The following is a 20,037-nucleotide window of genomic DNA, read 5'->3' as shown; positions in this document are numbered from 1 at the left end:
GACGCCACGGGAACGCGCGCGGCCACCGCTACCCGACCCGGTACGGCCTGTTCCACCCGGAGGCCGGTGCCGTGGACCGGAAGCTCGTTGACACCGCGGTCTGCGCGGTGCTGGGCAACCCCTGCCGGCCCAGTAGACCGGGCCGGCAGGGTGGGGCTGGCTACGACCAGGCGCCGGTGGCGGCGGCGCGGGTGACGTAGTCGGTGAAGTCGCGGGGCTCGCGGCCCAGCACGCGCCGCACGTCGTCGGTGGGGTCGGTGTAGTAGCCGGCGCGCATGCCGGCGAACAGGGAGTTGAGTTCGTCGGCCGCCTCCTCGGGCACGCCCTCGGCCAGGAGGTCGGCCCGGTACTGCTCGGGGGTGATCTCCTCGTAGCGCATGGGCCGGCCCGAGGCGCTGGCGATCGCCGCGACCGCGTCGGCGAAGGTGAGGGCGCGCGGCCCGGACAGGGTGTAGACCTGTTCGTGGTGGCCGTCGGTGGTCAGCAGGGTCGCGGCCACGTCGGCGATGTCCTGGGCGTCGATGAACGGCTCGGGCACGGCGTTCATCGGCAGGGCCAGCCGGCCGGCGCGCAGCGGGACGTGCCACGTGTCCTCGTCGAAGTTCTGGCTGAAGTTGTTCGGGCGGATGATCGTCCACTCCACACCGGACTGTCGCACCGCCTGCTCGGCGGCCCGCATGCCCTGGAAGAACTCCGCGGGGAACCGGTCGATGGCGCGGCCGGACAGGGCCACGATCCGGCGGACGCCCGCGGCCGTGGCCTGGTCGACGAAGACCTCGGCCAGTTCCGGTTCCCACGGGGCCACCAGGTAGAGCGCTGTCGCACCGTCCAGTGCGGACCGCCAGGTGTCCTGATCGGACCAGTCGAACCGGACCTCGCCGGAGCGGGAGGCGGCGCGGACGGTGTGGCCCGCCGCCCGCAGCGAGCGCACCAGCCGGTGCCCGGTCTTGCCGGTGCCACCGAGCACCAGGATCTCGTTCGCGTGTGTCGTCAGGCAGGAGCTGTCGCCGCCGTGGACGCTGCGGTTCACCGACGGGGCGGCCCTGACGCTGTGCGTGCCGCTGCGCGGTGCGGCGTGGCTGTCGACCGAGGAGGACGGCGGGTCGCGGCTGGTGCGGGTCGGGGAGACCGCGATCGTGCGGGGACCGGGACCGTTCACCCTCGCCGACCGCCCCAGGTCGGCCGAGCCGCCGGGCGCCCGGCTGGTCGAGCGCACCGTGCTGTTGGTGGGCGCCTACCACGTGTGGGGCGAGGTGTCCCGGCGGCTGCTCGGGGTGCTGCCACCCGTGGCGGTGCTGCCCGACGGCGACGAGTGCGGGGGTGGCTGCGGCTCGCTGCGCGACTTCCTGGACTGGCAGGCCGCCGCGCCGCAGCCGGGCCGGCAGGTGGTGCTGGACCGGCTGCTGGACTGGCTGCTGGTGTGCGCGCTGCGGGGGTGGTTCGACCAGCCCGAGGCGGTCTCGCCCGGGTGGTTTCGGGCGTTGAGCGACGAGGTGGTCGGTCCGGTGCTGCGGGCGATGCACGCCGCGCCGGAGCGGGCGTGGACGCGGGCCGCGCTGGCCGCCGAGGCGGGGGTGGCCCGCACCACCCTGGCCAACCGGTTCACCAGGCTGGTGGGCGTGCCACCGCTGACCTACCTGACCGACTGGCGGATGACGCTGTTCGCCGACCTGTTGACCGAGTCCACCGCGACGGTCGCGGCGGTGGCGCGCCAGGTCGGGTACGCGGACGCGTTCGGGTTCAGCGCGGCGTTCAAACGGTTCCACGCGGTGAGCCCCAGCGAGTACCGCAGGACCAACCGCGCGGCCAGCGACCGTGCCGGGATCCGTGCCGGGATCCGTGCCGGGGTCGGCGCCGGGGTCAGCGCCGGGATCCGTGCCGCGACCGGCCGCACCGGGACCGACCGCGTCGCGGCCACCAGCGCGGTGCCGGACTGCGTCGCGGCGGACTGCTCGCCGGTGTAGTCGGCGCACCGGTGCGGTGGTGGCGCCGCCCGTGGCTGATCCCGCTCATCGCGGTGCTCGGTGCCTTCGTCACGACGTGCCTGCAGCTGCGGCCGTGGCTGCGCCGCGGACACCCGGTGGTGCACCGCTACAGCGGCCGGGTGTCCGTGTTCGTCGGCGTGATCCCGACCGCGCTGCTGTCGTTCGCGCTGGCGCTGGTCGGTCCGCTGGCGGTCGTCGGCACGCTCGGCATCATGGTCTGGGCGAGCCTGTCCGTGCTCACCACCGTCATGGGCCTTGTCCGCGCCCGGCAGCGCCGGTTTCGCCGACCACCGGCGGTGGGTGCTCGACAGCTTCGCGATGGCCGCGAACGTCGTCACCAGCCGGGTGGTCGCCTACCTGGTGCTCTTCCGGCCCGGCATGGTCGTCGACCCCTCGGCCTTCCACCGGGTCACCGGCTGGCGCGCCGAGGTGGGCCTGCTGGACGGGCTCGAACGCATGGTGCGCGCGTTGTCGGACAGCACGCGCTGACCGGAAGAAAACCGTTCGGCGAACACCGCGGTCAGTTGCCCGGTAGTACACGTGCTCGTCGTCGGCCGTCACCGACGGCCGGACCAGGCCACCCGGGCCGGTCAGGTCGGCCAGCCCCTCGCGGCCAGCCCCTCGGCGTGGTGGGCGGTCGCCGCCTGACGCCCGGCGATGTAGCCGTCCAGCCGCGAGCTGTGCCGGGCACGCCAAACGCCGGATGTGGCGCGTTCCCACATCCGGCGTTCGTAGCGGGGCCCTGAAGAGTTGTCGGTCAGGCGGCGGTCTGCGACCGGCGGGTGACCTTGCCCTTCCGCAGGCAGGAGGTGCACGCCTTCAGCCGCACCGCGGTGCCGCCGATGATCGTCTTGACCGACTGGATGTTCGGGTAGTACATGCGGGCCGAGCGCCCCTTGATCCGCCGCTTCTGAGCGCGGACACCGAGGCGTGCGACCTGCCTGCCGAAACTGGGCTCCTTGCCGCACACGTCACAACGCTTGGACATCAGAACTCTCCGTATCACTACACGTCCGAGGCGCAGAAGCCGGCCTCGTCACGGACAAGGGGCCCACTGCTGAGCTTCCATGGTAACCGGTCGTGCCCGGCGCGCCGGCACACCCCACCAGGGCCGCCGGTGCCGGCGGGTGCCGGTGGGGCGGGCGGGGGCGGTGGTGGCGGTGCGACCGGTGGGGTCAGCGCCGCTCGGCCACCACGGTCACCTCGTGCCGGTTGTGGTGCAACTGGCGCGCGGCGCGCACCCGGTACCGGGTGCCCAGCAGGCGCAGGCACCGGCGCACCACCGGCAGCGGTCGGTGGGTGCCCAGCTTCAGGGTGACCACGGCCACCGCGCCCGGCCGCAGCCGCTCCGCCATGTCCAGCACGACCTGGCAGGACCGCTCCGGGTCCATCTTCATGTCGTTGACCACCATGTCGAAGTGGCCCCGCTCGGTGCGCAGGAACTCACCGGCCGTGGTGCGCACGTGCCGCACGCCGCGGTCGGCGCGCAGCCGGGGGTCGAGGTCACCGGGGTCGACCGCGCACACCCTGACCCCGTGCTTGCGCAGGATCCGGGTCCAGCCGCCCGGGCTGGCGCCCAGGTCGAGCGCGGTGCCCTGCTTCGGCGGCACGATGTCGAACGCCTGGAACGCCTCTTCCAGCTTGAACTCGGCACGGGAGAGCTGGTCGTCGCTCCTGGCCAGCCGGCTGCGGCCGCCCGGCCAGTCGGACAGCTGGTCCGCGGTGGCCGCGAGCCCGAGCAGCAGGCCGCTCTTGGTGACGCACAGTGACAGCGTGTTCGGCTGGCCGGCACGGCCGACCGGCCGGCCCGCCTCGGCCAGGGCCGCCATGACGCGCTGGGTGAGGTCGGCGGTGCTGTGCGGGAGCGGGTTCTGCCCGCTGGTCCACGCCTGGACGGCCAGCGCGCCGGGCCCCAGCCCGTCGGTGACCCGGTGCACCGCGTCCAGCACGGCGTCCAGGTCGGCGGCCACGTCCAGCGGCAGCAGCGCGACCTCGGCGGTGAGGTGCTTGACGAAGACCAGCGGCCGGGTTCGGCACTGCTCGGCCACCTGCCGCAGCCGCACGCCGGGTCCGGCGAGCTGGCCGAGGTCGGGGCCGAGCCGGCGCACCCGCACGGTCCCGGGCTCGTAGAGGCCGGTCAGCTCGTCCCGGCCGGCCGCGAAGTACTCCTGTGACGTCGAGAACAGGACCGGTTCTCCGCCGTCCACCGCGTCACCGCGCTCGATCATCGGGTGCTCGGTCATCGGCTCCTTCAGACGGTCTCGGCCCACCGACCTCGGATTCTACGGCCGCGCGGGGTGGGCCGGCGGCCGGGCCGCGCCTCACCAGAGGGCGTGCGGGCAGGCCAGCAGGCCGCGCGCCGCCAGCGGGACGTCGTCGCCGGCCTCGACCCCGTCCTCAATGGACAGAAAGGCCACGGGGCTGGTGTTGCCGGGCACGGCTCCCGCCACGACCACGCGCCTGATCTTCACCCGAACAGTCGTGCCCGCCGGCGATCAGGTCCCGATAAAATCGGATAAACAAGACAAAGCGCCAGAATTCACCGGGCGTGCGGGGTCGGTGGTCCGCCGGCCCAACGCCTCACGACGCGAGGAGAGCCATGCGAGGGATCGGTGCGGTGCTGGCGGTGCTGGCGGCGTCGGCGGTGGTCCTGGCGGGCGCGCTGCCCGCGACCGCCCAGCGGCACGACCCGGTACACCCGGCGGTGTCGGTCGACCAGCAGGCCTTGGCGGACAACAGCATCATCACCACCACGCCCAAGGCGCTGATCGCCATGACCGGGTTGCGCGTGGACACCGGGGCGCGCACATTCGAGTTCAACACCGCCGAGCGGTTCGGCGACCCGCTGGAGCACGTGGTGGCGCACTGGGTCGGCACCCAGGAGCGCTTCCAGTACGCGGTGGACTCGATCGCGCGGCGGCCCAGCCTGTTCCACGTGTTCCGGCTCTACCGGGACGACACCGGCCGCGTGGTGAGCGACGACTACTTCTACACAGCCGGCTGACCGGCGCGTTCTACACAGCCGGCTGACCGGCGCGGCGGTCAGGTTTCCGCGCGCACCGGCAGGATCACCGCCGAGGGGTGTGCGGGGTCGTGGTGCACCGCCTGGTCCGCCGCGCGCAGCCGGGTGGCGGTGGCGTGCGGTTCGCCGGTGCCGGGGTTGCGGGCGTAGCGGGGGAAGGCGCCGCTGGAGACCTGGACCCGGATGCGGTGGCCGCGGCGGAACCGGTGCGCGGTCGGCCACAGCCGCACCCTGGCGCTGCCGAGCTGGTCGGCGCTGGTGAGGCTGGTCAGGCCGTCACACACGTTGTAGGACCGGCCGCCCGGGTGGACGTCGCAGAGGCGGACGAACACGTCGGCGTTGGCCAGGCTGGACCGGACCCAGATCTCCGCGCTGACCTCGCCGATCACCTCGACGTCCCGGTCGAGCACGGCGGTGGTGTAGGTGAGCACGTCCGGCCGCGCCTCCAGCGCGGTGTTGTCCACCCGACCGCCGCCCCGCAGGGCGATGCCGCCGACCGAGGGCGTGGGGTCGGCCGGGTCGTAGCGGTACCGGTCGGGCGCGGACTCGGCCGGCGGCTCCGGGGACAGCGCGCCGCCCGGCTGGAGGTGGAAGCGCTGGGGCGGGTAGCCGCGGGGCGGCCAGGAGTCGAAGTCGCGCCAGGCGTCCTGACCCATCACGTACAGCCGCACCGGCGGGCGCGGCGGTGGTTGCTGGCCCCGGGCGTGCGCCAGGCCGAACCCGAGGGCTTCCTGCATGCCGACGTTGTGGAACTGGGCGTGCGTCCACGGGCCGACGATCAGCCGGGCGGGCCGGCCAGCCCGTTGCAGTGCCTGGAAGTCGCGCAGTTGGCCGGGCAGGAAGAGGTCGTACCAGCCGCCGATCGAGCTGACCGGCACGCGCGTCTCGGCCACCCGCCGCCGGTGGTCGGCGGCGGCCCAGAACGGGTCGTCCGCGTTGTGCGTGAGCACGTTCTGGATGTACTGGGAGCGGTGGCCGAGCGCGACGATGTCGGCCCGCGCCAACGGAAGCGTGCGCAGCGCGCGGTTGGTCCGGCGCGCCTGTAACAGCTGGCGGAGCAGCGCCAAGCGGCGTTCCTGGTTGGCGATCAGCACACCCCACTGGACCGACGCGGCCAGGCCGAAGCCGTCCGCGCGCAGGAACTCCAGGGACAGCGCCGACTCGGTCGCCTGCGTGATCATCGCCTTGACCTGCGGGGGCAGCCGGTCGGCCACCGCCCACTGCACGTAGCCCAGATAACTCCCGCCGACCAGCACCAGGGCGTCACCGAACCACGGCTGCGCGATCACCCAGTCCAGTGTGGCCAGACCGTCCTGGCGTTCCTGCCGCATGGGGTCGAACGTCCCGCCGGAGCCGAACCCGCCCCGGGTGCTCTGGATCAGCACCTGGTAGCCGCGCTCGGCCAGCGGGCGGGCCAGGATCGTGCCGAACAGCCCGCGCCGGCCGTAGGGGGTGCGGATCAGCGCGGTGGGCAGGCCGTCGCCGCCGTGCCGGGGCGCCCACCGGTCCGCCAGCAGCACGACCCCGTCCGGCATGGGCACCCGCAGGTCCCGCCGCACCACAAGGTCGCGAGTGGACGGTGGCGGCAGCCGCAGCTGCCGTTGGAGGAGGTGGCTGACCAGGTTCACGGTGTGGCCTCCAGTGTGGACAGTCCAGAGCGGACAGGACTCGGGGCGACCACGGCGCGTGTGATCCGGTCGCCTCGGCCTCGGCCTCGGGCGGAGTCGGCGGTTCGAACGGCACAACCACGATGATGAACAGCTGTCAACGAACGAACAAGGTGACGGGCGGCGAGCTCGACGGCCTCGCTGGTGCGAGTCCGCCCTTGCCCGGCTGGCCGCTCGGCCTACGGCGTGCGGATCTCGTCGAGGTTGACCTCGATCCAGTTGCGCAGCGCTCCCAGCGGTTCGGCGACGCCTCGACCGAGGTCGGTGAGGGTGTACTCGACGTGCAGGGGCACTTCCGGGTAGATGGTGCGGTCGACGAAACCGAAGTCCTCCAGCTTGCGCAGTGTCTGGGTGAGCACCTTCGGGCTTACACCCTGGAGTCTGCGCTGCAGTGCGCCGAACCGGTGGGGTTGTTCTTCGAGCGCGCCGATGATCAGCGTCGTCCACTTGTTGGCCAGGAGGTCGAGCACGTCGCGGCACGGGCACTGGGCGGAGTAGATGTCGTGCTTCTCGTGCTGGTCCGTTGGGCAGGACATCACCATGGCAATCAGCTCCTACGGTCCTGAACTGCATACTTCCGAATGGATAGTACTAGTCATTGCGGGTAACTAGCGCCGTCTGGGTAGCTTCGGACCGGTTGGGGTCGACCGACCGCGGCGGTCGCTCCACGTCGGATCTGGGTGAAGGGGAATCGTTGATGAAGCACACGATGCGTGTCGCACGGCAGGAGAAGTACGGACCTGACCAGGAGTTGGAAATCGTCGAGGTCGACGTTCCCGGCGTGTTGCCCGGCGAGGTGCTGGTCCGGGTGCGTGCCGCGGGAGTGAACCCGGTGGACTGGAAGACCCGCGCGGGTGGGGGAATCGCCGGGCTGCTGGGCGACGGACCGCTGGTCCCCGGGTGGGACGTGTCGGGCGTGGTCGAGGAGGTCGGTCCGGGGGTGACCCGGTTCGCGGTGGGTGACGAGGTGTACGGCATGCCCCGGTTCCCCGGCCGTGCGAACGCCTACGCCGAGTACGTCTCCGCGCCGGCGCGTCACCTCGTCCGCAAACCCGCCGCCATCGATCACGTGCGGGCGGCGGCGGTGCCACTCGCGGGGTTGACGGCCTGGCAGGCGCTGGTGGACACCGCCGAGATCGCCGCGGGGCAGCGGGTCCTGATCCTCGCCGCCGCCGGCGGGGTCGGTCATCTCGCCGTGCAGATCGCCAAAGCTCGCGGAGCTCACGTCATCGGCACGGCGAGCGCCGGAAAGCATGGTTTCCTGCGTGAACTGGGCGTGGACGAAGTCGTCGACTACACCACCACGGACGTGGCGGACGTGGTGCGCGACGCCGACGTGGTACTCGATCTCCTCGGTGGCGAGCACACCAACCGCGTCCTGCCGACCCTGCGTCCCGGCGGCCTGTTGATCACCACACCGACGCCCCCGGCGCCGGAGGCCGAGCAAGCGGCGGCCGCCGCCGGCGTGCGCCTGACCTGGGTCCTGGTCGAACCCGACCACCACGCACTCGACCAGCTCAGCGAACTGATCGAGCGGGGCAGGGTTCGCGTCGAAGTCGATGGCACCTGGCCGCTGGCGCAGGCGGGGCAGGCGCACAAGATCGGAAGCGCCGGCCACACCCGCGGCAAGATCGTGCTCGAAGTCGCCTGACCCGAGGCGACAGGGCCGGTGTCGCTGGGCATCGCCGGTGCGGCCCAGCGACACCCGTCAGGCCCCGGGCTGGTCGCCGTCGGGCCCGCTCAGGTTGGCTTCGATCCGCTCCAGCAGCCGTGCCACCGCCTGCCGGTCGGCACCATCGAGCCCGGCCAGCGTGGTCTCCTCCAGTTCCCGCCAGGTGTCCGCGACCTGATCCCGCAGTGCCAGGCCGGCCGGGGTGGGTTCGACGAGCACGGCGCGGCGGTCGGACGCCGAGCGTCGCCTGCGCACGAAACCGGCGTTCTCCAGCCGCTGGACCATCCTGGTCACGGTGGACGCGTCAAGACCGAGCAGGCGGTTGAGTTCGCCCTGGGGCTGTGGGCCGTTGTCCCACAGGTGCGTCATCAGCAACTCCTGGCCGGCGTGCAGGCCGACCCGGCGCAGGAGTTGTCCGGCGAGGGTGCGGTGCAGCCGCGCGACCCGGAAGACCGCATGGCTGACCGGCCCGCCACTCGCGGTGTCCGGCTCGACTGAACCGCGCCCAGCTGTGGGAGGGGTTGTGCCACAAGGCGGAGAACGCCGTGCCGTACGTCCCGGCGATGTCCGAGTGCACGGTCGTCGAACGGTCCGACAACGCGCTGGTGCGGGAGGTCGTGCTCAACGGCGAGCGCGTGCGCGAAGCGGTCACCTTCCAGCCGCAGACGCGGGTGAGCTTCGCCCGCGACGACGAGCGCGGCACGTGGCTGATCCACAACGACATCGCGCACAACCCTCGCGCTCACCCGCGAGCAGTTGGTGACGGCCGACGCGGCCCGCTGACACCCGCCGTGCTGGCCGTGCGGTGCGCGGTGCCGTCGGTCACCAGGCTGGCGCCCCGCGCCCGTGTCACCGTCCACATGCGACAGTAATGGTCCTGGCGGTCACGCGCCCAGCCCCGGGAAGGACGTGGTGCGTCAGTTCTGCGGCATCGGGCAGGCGCCGGTCTCCTGGCCGATCGAGTTGATTTCGGCGTTGGAGCGCGGGTCACCGGCGTAGTCGTACTGGTCGGTGCAGGGCACCGTGGACGGCGAGTCGGGCACCGGCGTCGACTTCTCAACGGACGGGCAGCTGCCGGTCTGCTCACCAATGGAGTTGATTTCGGCGTTGGACCGCGGGTCGCCCGAGTAGTCCATCTGGTCGGTGCACGACACCCCCGTGCCCTGGGGAGCCTTTGCCTGCGTTGACTTCTGCACCGGCGGACAGGTGCCGGTCTCCGCGCCGATGGAGTTGATCTCGGCGTTGGAGCGCGGGTCGCCCGAGTAGTCCATCTGGTCGGTGCACGACGGCGTCTGCGCCGGCTGCGAGTGCATCACCGCGGCCTGCGTCGTCGCGCTACCGGACGTTGGCTGGCCGCTCGCACCGGTGGCCCCACCGGTCGATTGTCCTTGCTGCGCACCACATCCGCCGATCAGCAGCCCCAGCACCAACGCACCGCCGGCGAGGATCTTGGCCCGTGTCCCCCTGCTCATCGTGCCCACTCCCTTGTGTCCGTCCGCTTGTGATCACTTACACATGAACAGACGGCCCAGCGCCAACAAGGTTGCGCAGCGAGCGCGATCTTTCCCACCCGCACCTGACCGCCCCGGCCGGCGGCGCGCCAACCTGTCCATTCTGGACACAACGCCCAATGCGCGGTGGTCGTACTAGGGCTGCTCGGGCGGCGTGGCGAGTCCGGCGACGGGGGCCAGGCTGGTGGCGAGTTCGGTCGCGGCCTCGTGCACCAGCGCTGCGATGTCCGTGCGTTCGGGCTGGTCGATCCACCGCTCGAACGCGGTTTGGAAGATGGCGACGCCGACCTGCGCGAGCAGTTTCGCCGTCGACGCGGTGGCACCGCGTTCCCGCAGTGCTCCGGTCAGCGCCTCGGTGACGGCTGCCAGCTTGGTTCGCTCCCGTTCCTGCAGTTCGGGGCTGGACGCGATGATCGCGCGGCGTTGTGCGGCGTGCGGAACCAGGTCGGCGAACAGCCCGCCGGTGTCGACCACGGCGGCGAGCAGTGCCTGGAAGGGCGGGAGCGCGGGGTCGGCGCGCCGGACGGCGTCGGCGACGATGCCGGGGAGCTGCTCCGATCCGGCGAACAGCACGTCGCGCTTGTCGGTGAAGTAGCGGGAGAACGTGCGGCGGGTCAGGCCGGCCCGCTCGGTGATCTGCGCGACGGTGGCGTTCTCGTATCCGTGCTCGACGAACAGCTCCAGTGCGGCAGCGCGAAGCCGCTCCTCGGCTCTCGGATCCCAGCGCGGCATGCCGCGATCGTAGCAGTGATGACGCAATGGGACATCACTGCTACGGTACTGATGTCTCACTGAGTCATCACTGGGCTTCCACTTCTGGAGGATCGAACATGTCTCTGGCTGACCAGCGCGTCGTCATCATCGGCGGCAGTTCGGGCATGGGGCTGGCGACCGCCCACGCGGCAGCGGCAGCGGGCGCGTCCGTCACGATCGCGTCGAGCACCAGGCAGCGACTGGACGCGGCCCTGGCCGAACTGCCGGACACCTGCGACGGGTTCGTCACCGACGCCCGCGACGAAGCGGACGTCGCCGCCCTGTTCGACCGCGTCGGCACGCTGGACCACCTCGTGTTCACCGCCGGTGCCGGCCTGGACCAGCGGCCGTTGCGGGACCTGCCGCTCGACCAGGCCCGGCACCTGTTCGACGTCGGCTTCTGGGGCGCGGTCGCCGCCGTCAAGCACGCGGCACCGCGCCTCAGGCCGAGCGGTTCGATCGTGCTGACGTCCGGGATCATCGGCGTTCGCCCCGCTCCTGGCGCGGCGCTCGCGGCCGGCGGCGCCGCCGCCATCGAGGGCTTGGCCCGCGGCCTGGCCGTCGATCTCGCCCCGGTCCGCGTCAACGCGGTTCGGCCGGGCCCGATCCACACGCCGATGTGGGACGGCGTCCCGCAGCCGCACCGCGACGCGATGGCCGCCGCGTTCGCCGAGCGCACGCTGCTCAAGGCAGTCGGCGAGGCAGCGCAGATCGCCGCGACGAACGTGTACCTGATGGAGAACGGTTTCGTCACCGGCACCGTGCTCACCGTGGACGGAGGCCTGCTCCTGACCTGATCACCGATCCTGGTCCGCCGGTGTCGCGGCTGTGGCGCGGTGCCGACGTCAGCCGTGCTGGGCGACCGGCTCGGAACTGGCGTCGAGCGCGTCGAGGACCGCGTCACCGTTCGCCCGCGCCCACTCGGTCAGGACGTGGATCGGATCGATCAGCGTCGCCCCGAGCGGCGTGAGCTCGTACTCGACGCGGGGCGGCGCCTCCGCATACGCCTGGCGGCGGACGAGCCCGTGCGACTCCAGCCGGCGAAGCGTCTGGGTGAGCACCTTGCGGGAGATGCCGCCGATCAGCTCGACCAGCTCACCGTGGCGGACCGGGCCCCTGCTCAGGCCGTAGAGCACGACCACCGTCCACTTGTCGGCGATCAACTCGACCGCCATGCGCGCCGGGCAGTCGGCGAGGAAGACGCCATCGGGACGACCGAAACCGCTCATGGTGCCAAAGGTACCTGCGGGTTCCCATCGGAAACCTAGCCTGGATTTGCTTGCCCACCAAAGCCAGGAGAGTCATGCGAGTCATCACCCAGCAGCGGACCGGCGGTCCCGAGGTGCTCACCATCGTGGACGCGCCCGTGCCCCAACCCCTGCCGACCGAGGTCCTCGTCCGCGTCAAGGCGATCGGGCTGAACCCGCTGGAGGCGCGACTGCGCGCCGGCGAGTTCCCACTGATCGGCCAGCCGCCGTTCATCCTCGGCTGGGACATCAGCGGCGTGGTCGAATCGGCCCCGACATGGCGGTTTCGGCCCGGTGACGAAGTGTTCGGCATGCCGCTGTTCCCCCGGGCGGCCAACGCCTACGCCGAATTCGTGTCCGCACCGGCACTGCACCTGGCGCGCAAACCGGCGTCGCTCTCGCACGTCGAGGCCGCGGCACTGCCGGTCGTCGGGCTGACGGCGTGGCAGGGCCTGGTCGACCTCGCCGGCGTGACCGAGGGCGACCGCGTCCTGGTCCACGGCGGCGGCGGTGGGGTCGGCCACGTCGCGATCCAGATCGCGAAAGCACTGGGCGCGCACGTGATCACGACCGCAAGCGCGAGCAAACGGGAGTTCGTCGAGGGATTGGGCGCCGACGAGGTGATCGACTACACCAGGGTCGACTTCACCGAAGCGGTCCGCGACATCGACGTCGTGCTCGACACGCTCGGCGGCGACCCCGCCGAGCGGTCACTCGACGTGCTCCGCCCAGGAGGACACCTGGTGACGGCGGTCGCCGAGGAGGATGCGGACCTCGTCGCCAGGTTCGAGGCGGCCGGCATGCGCTTCAGCGGCATCGGGGTCGACCCCGACCCGGTCGCGCTGCGCCGACTCGTCGAACTCGTCGAGCAGGGCAAACTCCGGGTCCACGTGCAGCAGACGTTCCCGTTCGACCAGGTCGCCGACGCGCACCGCCTGCTCGACGCCGGTCACCTCCAGGGCAAACTCGTCCTCACCGTCTGACCCCGCCGCGGGGCCTCGCCCTCGCCCTCGCCCGAGCGAGGCCCCGCAGACCGCGTTCAGTCTGGGCGGGGCATTCGTCGTCCCCGTGGCGCTCGGCTACCTGATGGACCAGGCCGAGGGCAGTCGTGCGCATGTCCCCTTGCGGGCCGATGAGCTGGTGGCCGCCCCCGAGACGTGGACGATCTACAACCCCTCGACGTTGCGATCCCTTGCGGGGCGATGAGGTGGTGGCCGCACCACCACGGCCCCGGGCGCGAGCGTGGACGCGGTGTTGCGATCCCTTGCGGGGCGATGAGGTGGTGGCCGCCCTGGGTGATCAGGGACATCGTGCTGTTCGCCCAGGAGCCGAGTGGCATGTTCCCAGAAGGTGGGACGACACGCCAAGCCCCGCTTCGGAACCTCTCGGCGTTTCGCCCGACGCTTGGGGTTCCGAACCCGACTCGGGCCTCGGCGGTACTCCTCAGCTGCCCGCCTCGACGGCTGGACGACGCCCCCGCACCGCTCAGCACGGGCAGCACGAGGGCGCCTCACTCCGGGCCGGTTACTTCCTGCCCGGCTTCTTCTCCTCGACGACCGGGATCTTGTCCGTCGGCGTCTCGTCGGCCGGTGGGTTCTTCGGGTCGTTCTCGCGGCTGCTCATGGGGTCACCTCCTTGCCGTTCGCCTCGGGGTGCGGCACCACCAACACGGTGATGTCGTCAGCGGTGCGGGCTCGGGCGGCCTTCAGCAACGCGTCGGCCGCGTCCTGCGGGGCGGGGTGTGCGCGGAGGATGTCGGCCATCTCGTCATCGTCCACGCGCAACAGGCCGTCCGACGCGAGGACGAGCAGCGGGCATCGCGCGACCACGCTGCCAACGCCGTACCTGTCCACTCTGGACACGTCGTTCGTCACCTGGTGGTCGTGCTTGCGCGCTTCTTCCTCGGGCTCGCCCTCGTCGCGCATCCGTTGCCCCTTGGTGTGGGGTTTGGTGAGCCGCCACGCCTCGTCGTTCCGATAGGCGTAGGCGGAGCTGTCACCGGCCCACGCGACCCGCCACACACCGCCCGGCTCGGCGGTGGCGACCACGATGGTTCCGGACGGATCGGGACACATGACGGACGGATCGGCGCACACCTCGGACGCGGTGACGATCCCGTGCACCGGGGTGCGCCGGGCGGCCACCCGGGCGGCAACGGTGGCGGTCAGCTGGGCGACCTCGGCGATCGCCGCACTGGTGCCCGATCCGTCGACCACGGCCACGGCGAGCCGGTCGTGGAACACGTGGTGGGCGAACGCGTCGCAGTTGAGCGCGCGGCGCGGGCCCTTTTCCGTGGCCGTGCCGATGACGACGGTTGTCTCGTTGCTCATGCCGGCGCATCCTTCCTCGGGTCGCGGCCATGATGGGGTTGGCCGCCACTCGGTCGGGTGGTCTTCGCGCTGGTTCACCGGAACCGGCTACCGGTAGAAGAAGACCAACCACAGGCCGCTCAGCCAGAGGAGCAGTCCGGTGAAGAACCACCAGATCGGGTCGTCGTAGTCCTGGTGACTGCGATACCACCGCCGCAGGTAGCGCAGGTGTTTCCTCAACACGTGGCGCCCCGCAGCGGGAGAACGATGGTGGTGCACTGGTCGTAGTCCTCGGCCGCGAACTCGGCCGGCCAGTCGAGCCGCAGCCGGCGCCCCTCGGCCCGAAGACGCGCGAGCAGGCGGGACACGGTCACCCCGTCGCGGCCCAGCGAGTCACGTCGGTGCCGGCCGCCGTCCACCCTGTTCACAGCCGCCATTGCGCGTCCTCGGCCTGCGTGGCGACGAAAACCCAGCAACTGACGCAGGTCTGGCCGCAGGATGTGGCTTCGACGGAGTCGTCCACTCCGAGGGCGGCACCGCACACCGCCTCGATCAGCCCGTGCCCGTCGCCGGTGGCGTGCTCGGGGGCCACCGCGTGCGGCAGGTTGTCCTCGTCCCACCGCCGCCACACGTAGTCCGCGATCTTCGTCATCGATCCCCCCGGGTGGCCACCGGCCACGGCTCGGTCATCGGCAGCGTCCGCACCGGCACGACGCCGGCCGTGCTGGGGCGCGGTCGCTGGTGGCTGGTCCGAAGCTGCGAGTTGGCATTGGTGCAGGTCGCGGCGAGCGCGGTGAGCAGCAGCAGGACGACCACCACGCGCAGCAGCACCAGGACGTCACGCGCCACCGCGGCCACCGCCAACCGGTCGGTGAACTCCGTGCCCTACCACCGCCACGCCCCCTGGTCCGGAATCAGTCCCCGTTCGGCGGCGGTGCTGACGCAGGCCCGGCACAGTGGGCGGATGGGGAACGGCGTGACCAGCCTGGCGAGCACCGTGTAGTCGCAGCCCAACGCCTGGTACGACGTGCGCGCGGGGTCGTTGACCACCTCGGCGGCGAACGCGTGACTCATGTCGTGGGGGTGGCCGGTGGACGGTCCACTCCACCACGCCACGTGCCCCTCGGCGATCGGGGGACGTGGTGGCGCACCAGCAACGGCGGAGCAGCGCTGGCAGACCTCGGCTGGCCGGTCGGTCATCACCGCTTCCGACAGGCCAGAACCGCACACCGTGCTGTACACGATGTTTGGGTCGAGCCGGTCCGCGGGGATGGCGTGCATGGCGCGGTCGATGAGGGACGTGCGCCACTGCCAGGTGGGGGTGCTCGGCTCATCAGTCATCGCTGCCGCCCCCAGACCGCCGCTTCCGGCAGACACGGGTGGATGTGGAAGTGCACGTGGCTGCCGTCGTCGCTGTCGGGGCAGGCCACCACCCGGAGGTCACGCCCGCGCCGCACCAGCCACCACCGGCGCAGCCTGCCCCGCCATGTCTCCAGGTACCGGGTCAGGGCCGCTGCCGCCCGCGCGTAGTCCGGGTAGCCGCGCCGGCATCGTGCCGATCTCATGCTGCCTCCTGTCCACTGTGGACGTGATGTCGTGCGGCGTGGCCGTGGGGCAGTCCGGCCATCGCCAGTACCCGACCGGAGCCCGGGGCGGTGGGCTTGGCCGGAGCATCGGGCCGCGCCGTGACGTGGCGCGGGTGTTGACGAGTGAGGTGGTCGTCCAGCGGGAATGTGGTGATCAGGTGGAGCCACAGGCCGCCGAGGACTGCGAGGGCCGTCAGGCCGAGCGTGAGGAACACGAGCAGTGCGGTCACGTCCACCACCACCTTTGGTTGGGTCGGGCAGCGGGACGAGAGCCGAAGCCGTCTCAACCGCCCCGCTGCCCGGTGGGTGACGGCTGCGCCTCCGCCACCCCGGATTCGCCCCAAGGTGTTGGGGCGCATAACTGTTGGGAAGAAGGTCCGGTCGGACCTGTCCCCGCGCCGAGCAGTCTTGGCTGCCTCGTGGGTGTGGATCGCTCGGCACTGCTCGACCCATCGCTAGTCGGGCAGGCAGCACTCGATGCCGATGTCCAACCCGGCGGCCAGACGGCTCAGCGTGTGATCTGGGTCTCGATAGCTGGTGTGCGCACCACTATCGCGGTGAGTGTCACCACCCTGCAATTCCCCGAATGGGCGACATCTGTTTTGACCGTTGCACCACATAGGGTGTGGTGCATGGCGCGCACCACCAAAACGCCCCGAGCTCGCGCTCTTGGCGCCGAGCTGCGAGAGGCGCGTGAGGCAGCGGGCGTGGGTGTCCGCGAGCTGGCTCGGAGGTTGGGTCAGGACCACAGCGTCGTATCGAGATGGGAAAGCGGTGACCGACTGCCACGTGTGGAGGACGTCGGGACGCTGTTGATGGCGCTCGGCGTGCCCTTGGCTGAGCGAGAGCGCCTGATGGAGATGGCGAGGGAAGCGGCAGACCCGAACTGGGTTACCGCAGGTGCTCCAGGTCTTCACGAAAAGCTGTCGGCACTGATTGAATTCGAACGCACCGCAAAGCGCATCACCGATGTGTCTCCACTGCTTGTCCCAGGGCTGTTGCAGAGCGCCGACTACGCGCGATCGGTGATGGTTGGCTCGAAGGTGGCGCGCGGCGAGGTAGAGGCCCGCGTCGCTGTGAGGCTGGGCCGGCGGGACATCTTGACCCGACGAAAGTTCGTTCCGCTGCTGGCGCTCGTCGGTGAGCCCGCCCTCCGAAACCTGGTTGGCAGCCCAGAAATCATGGCCGATCAGCTTCAGCTAATGATCGACCTGGCGGAACAGCCCAGCGTCACCCTGCAAGTCGTTCGCTCTGAAGCTGGCTTCAATCCCCTACTTGAAGGGCCGTTCATTCTGTTCGAGTTTGCCAAGGGCAAGCCGATCGTGCACCTCGAACACCACCGTGCAGCCCTGTTCTTGCAGAACGAGCGAGACGTCGCCGACTTCGGTGCAGCCGCGGCTGCCATCCGGGAAATGGCATTGGAACCTGACGAGTCGGTGGAGTTCATCGCCGATGTGATGCACGATTGGAGAGACAAGTGACGACGATGCAGCGTCGCTGGCGCAAAAGCAGTCACAGCGGGAATCAAACAAGCTGCGTCGAACTGGCGCACACCATGACCGCCGTCCGTGACTCGAAGAACCCCGCCGGTCCGGTCCTGACCTTCGAGCAGCCCGAGCTGACCAGGTTCCTGACAGCAGTGAAGGCCGGCCGCCTCGACGGCTGATCGTCGGCAAGCAGATGCCCCGCTCAGGATTCGTCTGGGCGGGGCATCGTTGTTCTCGGACCTGCTCGGCCCGCTGGTACCGAAGCCGATGACAGTTCCGTGACTGCGTGGTCCCTTTCGGGGCGATGAGGTGGTGGCCGCTCTGCAAGCTGTGGGATGCTCTTCCGATTAACTATCAGTTGCGATCCCTTGTGAAGCGATGAGGTGGTGGCCTCCAGTGCGCGAGTTTCGACGGGGACGCAATCCCGAAGATGCGATCCCTCGCGGGGCGATGAGATGGTGGCCGCCCTAGGCGGTCAGGGCAACCCGCTGATCGCGCTGGCGGCAAGTGGCATGCTCCCAGAAGCTGGCGGGACACGCCAGGTTCCGCTTCGGAACCTCCCGGCGTGGCGGCCGACGCTTGGGGTTCCGTACCGAGGCGCGCGGTCCGCAGTGAAGCCGGATGGGCAAGACGGGCACGAATGGTTCGGCGGACTTCGATCAGGCGTGCTGCCATGCGCGCTCGTTTCCTGGGGAAGGCCCCAGACTCGCAGGAAGGCCGGACCCTACCCTGTTTGCCGCCGGCCGCATGGACCGTGTCACCTACATCGCCAGGGCTGGAAGCCGACAACTGCAGTGTGTCTCAGTCCCCGATGGATCCGGAGTCAATTCTGGTCGTCGTCCGTGGGACCTCGTCATAAATTGACGCTCCGACCAGGTAGCAGCCGGGCGTTGTGACGTCCATGAAAGCCTTGAGCTGATTGAATCTGACTCCCGTACCCGCTTTGGTGCGGATCGCGGTTTGGGTGTCGAACGTCTGTCCCGGGCAGGGCTCGAACGGGACGTTGGACTGGCGCAGCAGCTCCAGGAAGGCAGCCCGCTCGACTGCCGTAGCTGGATTCAGCGAGACCTGCCACACGCGTCCGCCTGCCGCGAACAATGACAGGTGGTCCCAGAAGTAGGGGTAGCTGGACGCCTCTGGGCCGAGCATCCGGATCGCCGGGTGTGGCCTACCTGGTCCGAGGATCTCTTCCGCCTCAGACAGCGACATGCCCAGCCGCACCTTGCCGACTCGCCCGGTCGCCGCGAACTCCAGCATCACGTCCGTCACAACACCACCCTAGGCCGCCGTCGTGGGCAGGTGCGCAACCTGGGCGTGCTGATCGGTTCACCCAGTCGATATCAGACCGATATCCGTTGTGGGGCAAGGAAAAGAAGGGTGTGAGGTGGGCCGCACGGGCCACCTTCGTCCACTGTGGTCGGTTTAGTCTCCGCGTGCCGTTGTGATCAGCGGCGCGGGCCAGGAGAAGGGGACTGGGGTGGGCGAGCAGAACCGCGTGTGGAAGCTGGTGCGGCGGCCGGTTGGGAACGACTACGCGGCGGCTGTCGAGTTGGTGGCCGAGGGCGTGCCCGACCTGGTTGACGGGGACGTGCTGATCCGCAACGCCTACCTGTCGCTGGACGCGGGCACGCGGATGTGGATGAGCGCCCGCGAGGACTCCTACTCGCCGCCCACGCCGCTGGGCTCGCCGGTGATCAGCACGGTGCTCGGCACGGTGGTGGACTCGCGGCATCCCGACTACCGCGCCGGTGATCTGGTGCGCGCCTACGGCCAGTGGGCGGACTTCTCGGTGAGCCGGCCGGACGAGGTGTACGTGGAGCGGGTCAGTCGGCGGCTGGACGATCCGCGCCAGCACCTGGCCGTGTTCGGCGCGAACGGGTGGACCGCCTACCTCGGGGTGGTCGAGTACGGCGAGGCCAGGGCGGGGGAGACGTTCGTGGTGTCGGCGGCGTCCGGGGTGACCGGTGCGCTGGCCGGGCAGATCGCCGCGCAGGTCGGCTGCCGGGTCATCGGGATCACCGGCTCGGCCGAGAAGGCCGCCTGGCTGACCGGGGAACTCGGGTTCGACGCGGCCGTCAACCACCGCGACGGTGACGTGGCCGAGCAGCTGCGCGCGCTCTGTCCACAGGGGATCGACGTCTACTTCGACAACGTGGGCGGGCCCATTCTGGACGCGGCACTGGGGAACATGGCGCTGTTCGGTCGGGTCGCGGTGTGCGGGCTGCTGCACAACTACGGCCGGGAGGGCCGGGTGCCCGGCCCGGAGCGGTTCGATCAGATCCTGATGAAGCGGTTGCGGTTCACCGGGTTCTTCTCGCCGGACTTCTACCACCGCGGCCCGGAGGTGAACCGGGTGCTGCGGCCCTGGTACGAGGCGGGCAAGCTGCGGATGCGGTTCGAGGTCACCGACGGTCTGGAGCACACGCTGATCGCCTACGGCACGCTGTTCTCCGGGGCGAAGGTCGGCAAGGCCCTGGTGCGCTTGGCCGACCCGCTCGACTGATCCGCGGGACGGACCCGCAACCGCGCTGGTCACCGGTCACCGGTTGCGGCAGGGGCGAACGCGCGGCGGGCGAGGGTGGCCAGGGCGAAGGCCAGTGCCGCCAGTGCCACCGCGACCCAGGGCAGCGCGGTCGCGCCGCTGGGCCACTTCGGAGCCCGGCTGCTCGATGAACCAGGCGGAAAGCAGTTCCGTGCATGTCCCGTTGGGCGATGAGGTGGTTGCCGTCATCGGGGAAGTAGTCGCTGGCGTTGTCATCCGGGCATGAACGAAGAACAACGGGCGAGATCGCGATTCC

General features: G+C 70.7%; 30 protein-coding genes. 10 read left to right on the top strand and 20 right to left on the bottom strand.

Annotation, left to right across the window (positions count from 1 at the left end):
• Positions 1-160 precede the first annotated feature (160 nt).
• Entirely contained in the window at positions 161-967 is an 807-nt protein-coding gene (locus LX83_RS30545) for an NAD(P)H-binding protein (protein ID WP_308204078.1), read from the bottom strand.
• Between LX83_RS30545 and LX83_RS30540 the strand changes: the two genes are divergently transcribed.
• Positions 954-1,964 carry an AraC family transcriptional regulator gene (locus LX83_RS30540; RefSeq protein ID WP_253777663.1) on the top strand — a complete coding sequence of 337 codons (1,011 nt, stop codon included), beginning with the start codon at positions 954-956 and terminating at the stop codon, positions 1,962-1,964. The genes LX83_RS30545 and LX83_RS30540 overlap by 14 nt on opposite strands.
• 127 nt (positions 1,965-2,091) lie before the next feature.
• Here the strand turns inward: LX83_RS30540 and LX83_RS38140 are convergent, their stop codons facing one another.
• On the bottom strand, positions 2,092-2,226 hold the full coding sequence (locus LX83_RS38140) for a hypothetical protein (protein WP_301329179.1): 135 nt from the start codon (positions 2,224-2,226) through the stop codon (positions 2,092-2,094).
• A 14-nt stretch (positions 2,227-2,240) separates the two neighbouring features.
• Here LX83_RS38140 and LX83_RS30535 point away from each other — a divergent pair, with 14 nt between their 5' ends.
• Positions 2,241-2,474 carry a hypothetical protein gene (locus LX83_RS30535; protein WP_253777661.1) on the top strand — a complete coding sequence of 78 codons (234 nt, stop codon included), beginning with the start codon at positions 2,241-2,243 and terminating at the stop codon, positions 2,472-2,474.
• Between the two features lie 268 nt (positions 2,475-2,742).
• Here LX83_RS30535 and rpmB read toward each other — a convergent pair whose 3' ends face one another.
• From rpmB to LX83_RS30520, 3 genes are all read right to left on the bottom strand, one after another.
• On the bottom strand, positions 2,743-2,973 hold the full coding sequence (rpmB, locus tag LX83_RS30530; protein WP_253777659.1) for a 50S ribosomal protein L28: 231 nt from the start codon (positions 2,971-2,973) through the stop codon (positions 2,743-2,745).
• A gap of 187 nt (positions 2,974-3,160) precedes the next feature.
• The gene (locus LX83_RS30525) at positions 3,161-4,228 is read right to left on the bottom strand and encodes an SAM-dependent methyltransferase (RefSeq protein ID WP_253777657.1); all 1,068 of its coding nucleotides are present in this window, start codon (positions 4,226-4,228) and stop codon (positions 3,161-3,163) included.
• A gap of 78 nt (positions 4,229-4,306) precedes the next feature.
• Positions 4,307-4,456, bottom strand: coding sequence for a hypothetical protein (locus tag LX83_RS30520; RefSeq protein WP_253777655.1), 150 nt, complete (start codon positions 4,454-4,456; stop codon positions 4,307-4,309).
• A 128-nt stretch (positions 4,457-4,584) separates the two neighbouring features.
• On the opposite strand from LX83_RS30520, the gene LX83_RS30515 reads away from it, so the two are divergent.
• Positions 4,585-4,989, top strand: a complete 405-nt coding sequence (locus tag LX83_RS30515) for a hypothetical protein (RefSeq protein ID WP_253777653.1) — start codon at positions 4,585-4,587, stop codon at positions 4,987-4,989.
• 38 nt (positions 4,990-5,027) lie between these two features.
• On the opposite strand, the gene LX83_RS30510 is transcribed toward LX83_RS30515, so the two are convergent.
• Both LX83_RS30510 and LX83_RS30505 read right to left on the bottom strand, forming a co-directional pair.
• Complete coding sequence (locus LX83_RS30510; RefSeq protein ID WP_253777652.1) at positions 5,028-6,635, bottom strand: CocE/NonD family hydrolase; 1,608 nt, start codon at positions 6,633-6,635, stop codon at positions 5,028-5,030.
• Between the two features lie 218 nt (positions 6,636-6,853).
• Complete coding sequence (locus tag LX83_RS30505) at positions 6,854-7,210, bottom strand: winged helix-turn-helix transcriptional regulator (RefSeq protein ID WP_253777650.1); 357 nt, start codon at positions 7,208-7,210, stop codon at positions 6,854-6,856.
• Between the two features lie 173 nt (positions 7,211-7,383).
• On the opposite strand from LX83_RS30505, the gene LX83_RS30500 reads away from it, so the two are divergent.
• Positions 7,384-8,325, top strand: a complete 942-nt coding sequence (locus tag LX83_RS30500) for an NADP-dependent oxidoreductase (protein ID WP_253777979.1) — start codon at positions 7,384-7,386, stop codon at positions 8,323-8,325.
• Between the two features lie 57 nt (positions 8,326-8,382).
• Here LX83_RS30500 and LX83_RS30495 read toward each other — a convergent pair whose 3' ends face one another.
• Positions 8,383-8,754 carry a MarR family winged helix-turn-helix transcriptional regulator gene (locus LX83_RS30495; protein WP_407649702.1) on the bottom strand — a complete coding sequence of 124 codons (372 nt, stop codon included), beginning with the start codon at positions 8,752-8,754 and terminating at the stop codon, positions 8,383-8,385.
• Between the two features lie 113 nt (positions 8,755-8,867).
• On the opposite strand from LX83_RS30495, the gene LX83_RS30490 reads away from it, so the two are divergent.
• Complete coding sequence (locus tag LX83_RS30490; RefSeq protein WP_407649697.1) at positions 8,868-9,218, top strand: AtaL-like protein; 351 nt, start codon at positions 8,868-8,870, stop codon at positions 9,216-9,218.
• 45 nt (positions 9,219-9,263) lie between these two features.
• Here the strand turns inward: LX83_RS30490 and LX83_RS30485 are convergent, their stop codons facing one another.
• Together LX83_RS30485 and LX83_RS30480 are read right to left on the bottom strand one after the other, a co-directional pair.
• The gene (locus tag LX83_RS30485) at positions 9,264-9,818 is read right to left on the bottom strand and encodes a hypothetical protein (protein ID WP_253777644.1); all 555 of its coding nucleotides are present in this window, start codon (positions 9,816-9,818) and stop codon (positions 9,264-9,266) included.
• A gap of 174 nt (positions 9,819-9,992) precedes the next feature.
• Positions 9,993-10,589, bottom strand: coding sequence for a TetR family transcriptional regulator (locus LX83_RS30480; RefSeq protein ID WP_253777642.1), 597 nt, complete (start codon positions 10,587-10,589; stop codon positions 9,993-9,995).
• A 98-nt stretch (positions 10,590-10,687) separates the two neighbouring features.
• On the opposite strand from LX83_RS30480, the gene LX83_RS30475 reads away from it, so the two are divergent.
• Positions 10,688-11,407 carry an SDR family oxidoreductase gene (locus LX83_RS30475; protein ID WP_253777640.1) on the top strand — a complete coding sequence of 240 codons (720 nt, stop codon included), beginning with the start codon at positions 10,688-10,690 and terminating at the stop codon, positions 11,405-11,407.
• 48 nt (positions 11,408-11,455) lie between these two features.
• Here the strand turns inward: LX83_RS30475 and LX83_RS30470 are convergent, their stop codons facing one another.
• A complete protein-coding gene (locus LX83_RS30470; protein WP_253777638.1) occupies positions 11,456-11,839 on the bottom strand; it encodes a winged helix-turn-helix transcriptional regulator in 384 nt (127 codons plus the stop codon).
• 74 nt (positions 11,840-11,913) lie between these two features.
• On the opposite strand from LX83_RS30470, the gene LX83_RS30465 reads away from it, so the two are divergent.
• Positions 11,914-12,840, top strand: coding sequence for an NADP-dependent oxidoreductase (locus tag LX83_RS30465; RefSeq protein WP_253777636.1), 927 nt, complete (start codon positions 11,914-11,916; stop codon positions 12,838-12,840).
• Between the two features lie 636 nt (positions 12,841-13,476).
• On the opposite strand, the gene LX83_RS30460 is transcribed toward LX83_RS30465, so the two are convergent.
• The 8 genes from LX83_RS30460 to LX83_RS30430 all read right to left on the bottom strand — a co-directional run bounded on the left by LX83_RS30460 (position 13,477) and on the right by LX83_RS30430 (position 15,982).
• Positions 13,477-14,187 (bottom strand): PP2C family protein-serine/threonine phosphatase, encoded by a 711-nt coding sequence (locus tag LX83_RS30460; RefSeq protein ID WP_253777635.1) that lies wholly within the window; start codon positions 14,185-14,187, stop codon positions 13,477-13,479.
• Between the two features lie 87 nt (positions 14,188-14,274).
• Positions 14,275-14,409: a hypothetical protein gene (locus tag LX83_RS38135; protein WP_301329178.1), complete on the bottom strand. Its 135-nt coding sequence runs from the start codon at positions 14,407-14,409 to the stop codon at positions 14,275-14,277.
• The gene (locus LX83_RS30455) at positions 14,403-14,603 is read right to left on the bottom strand and encodes a hypothetical protein (protein ID WP_253777633.1); all 201 of its coding nucleotides are present in this window, start codon (positions 14,601-14,603) and stop codon (positions 14,403-14,405) included. Before LX83_RS30455 ends, LX83_RS38135 begins: the two co-directional genes overlap by 7 nt.
• Positions 14,591-14,818 (bottom strand): hypothetical protein, encoded by a 228-nt coding sequence (locus LX83_RS30450; protein ID WP_253777631.1) that lies wholly within the window; start codon positions 14,816-14,818, stop codon positions 14,591-14,593. The genes LX83_RS30455 and LX83_RS30450 overlap by 13 nt, the downstream gene beginning before the upstream one ends.
• Complete coding sequence (locus LX83_RS30445; RefSeq protein WP_253777629.1) at positions 14,815-15,015, bottom strand: hypothetical protein; 201 nt, start codon at positions 15,013-15,015, stop codon at positions 14,815-14,817. The genes LX83_RS30450 and LX83_RS30445 overlap by 4 nt, the downstream gene beginning before the upstream one ends.
• A gap of 36 nt (positions 15,016-15,051) precedes the next feature.
• The gene (locus LX83_RS30440) at positions 15,052-15,507 is read right to left on the bottom strand and encodes a hypothetical protein (protein WP_253777628.1); all 456 of its coding nucleotides are present in this window, start codon (positions 15,505-15,507) and stop codon (positions 15,052-15,054) included.
• Positions 15,504-15,731, bottom strand: a complete 228-nt coding sequence (locus tag LX83_RS30435) for a hypothetical protein (RefSeq protein ID WP_253777627.1) — start codon at positions 15,729-15,731, stop codon at positions 15,504-15,506. The genes LX83_RS30440 and LX83_RS30435 overlap by 4 nt, the downstream gene beginning before the upstream one ends.
• Positions 15,728-15,982 carry a hypothetical protein gene (locus LX83_RS30430; RefSeq protein WP_253777626.1) on the bottom strand — a complete coding sequence of 85 codons (255 nt, stop codon included), beginning with the start codon at positions 15,980-15,982 and terminating at the stop codon, positions 15,728-15,730. Before LX83_RS30430 ends, LX83_RS30435 begins: the two co-directional genes overlap by 4 nt.
• Before the next feature lie 402 nt (positions 15,983-16,384).
• On the opposite strand from LX83_RS30430, the gene LX83_RS30425 reads away from it, so the two are divergent.
• Positions 16,385-17,233 carry a helix-turn-helix domain-containing protein gene (locus LX83_RS30425; RefSeq protein WP_253777625.1) on the top strand — a complete coding sequence of 283 codons (849 nt, stop codon included), beginning with the start codon at positions 16,385-16,387 and terminating at the stop codon, positions 17,231-17,233.
• A gap of 5 nt (positions 17,234-17,238) precedes the next feature.
• The gene (locus LX83_RS30420) at positions 17,239-17,418 is read left to right on the top strand and encodes a DUF397 domain-containing protein (RefSeq protein ID WP_253777977.1); all 180 of its coding nucleotides are present in this window, start codon (positions 17,239-17,241) and stop codon (positions 17,416-17,418) included.
• Between the two features lie 622 nt (positions 17,419-18,040).
• Here the strand turns inward: LX83_RS30420 and LX83_RS30415 are convergent.
• The gene (locus tag LX83_RS30415; protein ID WP_253777624.1) at positions 18,041-18,508 is read right to left on the bottom strand and encodes a hypothetical protein; all 468 of its coding nucleotides are present in this window, start codon (positions 18,506-18,508) and stop codon (positions 18,041-18,043) included.
• 208 nt (positions 18,509-18,716) lie between these two features.
• On the opposite strand from LX83_RS30415, the gene LX83_RS30410 reads away from it, so the two are divergent.
• The gene (locus tag LX83_RS30410; protein ID WP_253777623.1) at positions 18,717-19,742 is read left to right on the top strand and encodes an NADP-dependent oxidoreductase; all 1,026 of its coding nucleotides are present in this window, start codon (positions 18,717-18,719) and stop codon (positions 19,740-19,742) included.
• The last annotated feature ends 295 nt before the right edge of the window (positions 19,743-20,037 follow it).

The sequence above is a fragment of the Goodfellowiella coeruleoviolacea genome (assembly GCF_024171785.1).
GTDB classification, from domain to species: Bacteria; Actinomycetota; Actinomycetes; order Mycobacteriales; family Pseudonocardiaceae; genus Goodfellowiella; species Goodfellowiella coeruleoviolacea.
The sequence above is the reverse complement of the archived record's forward strand: the minus strand, read 5'-3'. Positions and strand labels throughout refer to the sequence as shown.

Bases quoted from the DNA above. Each gene is read 5' to 3' on its own strand.
- rpmB (WP_253777659.1), bottom strand. From the start codon at position 2,973: ATGTCCAAGCGTTGTGACGTGTGCGGCAAGGAGCCCAGTTTCGGCAGG.
- LX83_RS30525 (WP_253777657.1), bottom strand. From the start codon at position 4,228: ATGACCGAGCACCCGATGATCGAGCGCGGTGACGCGGTGGACGGCGGA.
- LX83_RS30515 (WP_253777653.1), top strand. From the start codon at position 4,585: ATGCGAGGGATCGGTGCGGTGCTGGCGGTGCTGGCGGCGTCGGCGGTG.
- LX83_RS30505 (WP_253777650.1), bottom strand. From the start codon at position 7,210: ATGTCCTGCCCAACGGACCAGCACGAGAAGCACGACATCTACTCCGCC.
- LX83_RS30500 (WP_253777979.1), top strand. From the start codon at position 7,384: ATGCGTGTCGCACGGCAGGAGAAGTACGGACCTGACCAGGAGTTGGAA.
- LX83_RS30485 (WP_253777644.1), bottom strand. From the start codon at position 9,818: ATGAGCAGGGGGACACGGGCCAAGATCCTCGCCGGCGGTGCGTTGGTG.
- LX83_RS30480 (WP_253777642.1), bottom strand. From the start codon at position 10,589: ATGCCGCGCTGGGATCCGAGAGCCGAGGAGCGGCTTCGCGCTGCCGCA.
- LX83_RS30475 (WP_253777640.1), top strand. From the start codon at position 10,688: ATGTCTCTGGCTGACCAGCGCGTCGTCATCATCGGCGGCAGTTCGGGC.
- LX83_RS30470 (WP_253777638.1), bottom strand. From the start codon at position 11,839: ATGAGCGGTTTCGGTCGTCCCGATGGCGTCTTCCTCGCCGACTGCCCG.
- LX83_RS30465 (WP_253777636.1), top strand. From the start codon at position 11,914: ATGCGAGTCATCACCCAGCAGCGGACCGGCGGTCCCGAGGTGCTCACC.
- LX83_RS30460 (WP_253777635.1), bottom strand. From the start codon at position 14,187: ATGAGCAACGAGACAACCGTCGTCATCGGCACGGCCACGGAAAAGGGC.
- LX83_RS30455 (WP_253777633.1), bottom strand. From the start codon at position 14,603: ATGGCGGCTGTGAACAGGGTGGACGGCGGCCGGCACCGACGTGACTCG.
- LX83_RS30450 (WP_253777631.1), bottom strand. From the start codon at position 14,818: ATGACGAAGATCGCGGACTACGTGTGGCGGCGGTGGGACGAGGACAAC.
- LX83_RS30440 (WP_253777628.1), bottom strand. From the start codon at position 15,507: ATGACTGATGAGCCGAGCACCCCCACCTGGCAGTGGCGCACGTCCCTC.
- LX83_RS30435 (WP_253777627.1), bottom strand. From the start codon at position 15,731: ATGAGATCGGCACGATGCCGGCGCGGCTACCCGGACTACGCGCGGGCG.
- LX83_RS30425 (WP_253777625.1), top strand. From the start codon at position 16,385: ATGGCGCGCACCACCAAAACGCCCCGAGCTCGCGCTCTTGGCGCCGAG.
- LX83_RS30420 (WP_253777977.1), top strand. From the start codon at position 17,239: ATGCAGCGTCGCTGGCGCAAAAGCAGTCACAGCGGGAATCAAACAAGC.